We start from the raw sequence: 1,881 nt of genomic DNA on the forward strand, positions 1-1,881 counted from the left end.
TGGGTTGGTTTACTCACTGCTGCTACTGTACTTCAGAAGACTGATAACCGCTATAAGCCTAAAATCTCTTCACCGTTACCAAATTTACCGCCAATTCCAGTTTCGCAAGCACTCAATACAACTAGGTCTACATTATTCAGCGTCCAGCTTTCGATGTCTCTCAATGTGGGGCGATCGCCATTACCAAATAAAATAAAAGAATCCTCTGGTTGTCCGGGTACAAAGGCTGCATGAGTAGCTAAATGTACAATATTAAATTCATTCATGCGCGGTTTCATGGCTTCTAGACTGAAATCTTTGTCTATAAATTTCGTAGTATCCGCAATTGATACTGCCAGATTTGCTACCTCTTGCCCAGCAAAGGGTAAACCACGCAAACTATGTTCTTCTTGACCAATACGCACAGAGTAACTGAGTTTGATATCTGCAAAAGCTCCTGCTAATACCTTAAGTTTAGATTGGTGTATGTTGTTGAAGTTAGTCAGGGATTTAGCAGTAATGTTGTTGATGCGGTAATTTTGTACTAACCATTGGTTGCCGTCGTATAATGCTGCTAAAGGAATGTAGCGCAGTTGTCCATCAGGAGCGTAGATAATAGTTGTAGCTTTTGCCTGTTTGAGGTCAGCTTCTAGGGGTTTGATTAGCCAGTTATAAAGTTTTTGCGCTGGGATTTTTACATTGTCGTCACGATGTTCTAAAGCAGAACGAAAATCAGCAATTACTTGATTGAGTTCTTCACGCTTTACCTTGACAGGACGGCGGAGGGGTGGAGCATCGGGAGTTATGATTACCAGTTCTAGGCGATCGTCTAAGATTAAAGGATAAAGCATAACTGCATTCAGGCGACGCAAGTCATCGCGGAAAGCATCTAAATCTGCTAAATCTATATTTTGTAGTTTGACTTCACGAGAGAGTTGATTAACCAGTTTAACGACATCTGGACTATCGATGAATTGATTAAATTGCTTGTTGAGTTCTTCTTCAAGTTGCACCAGTTGAGCAATTTTTTGTTGTTGTGCTGTGGTGCGGGTTGTTTCGGGAATTTTTCGCAGTTTGGTAAGTTCTTGTCCCAGTTGAATAGCACTGTTTTGCAGGGCGTTATACTTTTGCAAAATTTCCTGTTCGGGACGCAGTATGATTAACTGTTGACCTGTTCCCCGGACATTGCGGAGATAATCATCTAATTCTTGCACTTTTAATAAGTCTAAAACTTGTTGTGCTTCAAGTACCCGGTCTTGTTGCAGCAATAAATCAGCAAGACGGCGATAGGAGTGTGCAACAGTTTTTGTATATGATTCCTGTTGTTCTTTGGGTAGAACTCGCAAATCTTGGCGAATCTTTTCTATGACGTTGACAGATTGCTTAAAAAAAACAATCGCCAATTCCGGTTGTTTTTGTACATCTAGGAGAAAGCCAATGTTGTTGAGGGTAGTGCCTTCACCTGAGCGATCGCCAATTTCTTTGATAATGGCTAAAGCTTGCTGATAGAACTCCAAGGCTTTGGGGTACTGTCCCAGACTGTCGTAAATTCCGCCAATGTTGTTGAGGGTAGTGCCTTCACCTGAGCGATCACCAATTTCTTTGATAATGGCTAAAGCTTGCTGATAGAACTCCAAGGCTTTGGGGTACTGTCCCAGACTAGAGTAAATTGCGCCAATGTTGTTGAGGCTACCGCCTTCCCTAGAGCGATCGCCAATTTCTTTGATAATGGCTAAAGCTTGCTGAAAGTACTCCAAGGCTTTGGGGTACTGTCCGAGACTGTCATAAATTGCGCCAATGTTGTTGAGGGTAGTGCTTTCACCAGAGCGATCGCCAATTTCTTTGATAATGGCTAAAGCTTGCTGATAGAACTCCAAGGCTTTGGGGTACTGTCCCAGACTG

1 protein-coding gene is annotated in these 1,881 nt (G+C 42.4%); it reads right to left on the bottom strand.

Annotation, left to right across the window (positions count from 1 at the left end; genetic code table 11):
- Positions 1–50: 50 nt before the first annotated feature.
- A partial coding sequence (locus ABF638_RS37795; RefSeq protein ID WP_435027855.1) for a CHAT domain-containing protein occupies positions 51–1,881 on the bottom strand: 1,831 nt, incomplete at its 5' end.

The organism is Nostoc sp. CALU 1950, from assembly GCF_051172895.1.
In the GTDB taxonomy this organism is placed as follows: domain Bacteria; phylum Cyanobacteriota; class Cyanobacteriia; order Cyanobacteriales; family Nostocaceae; genus Nostoc; species Nostoc edaphicum_A.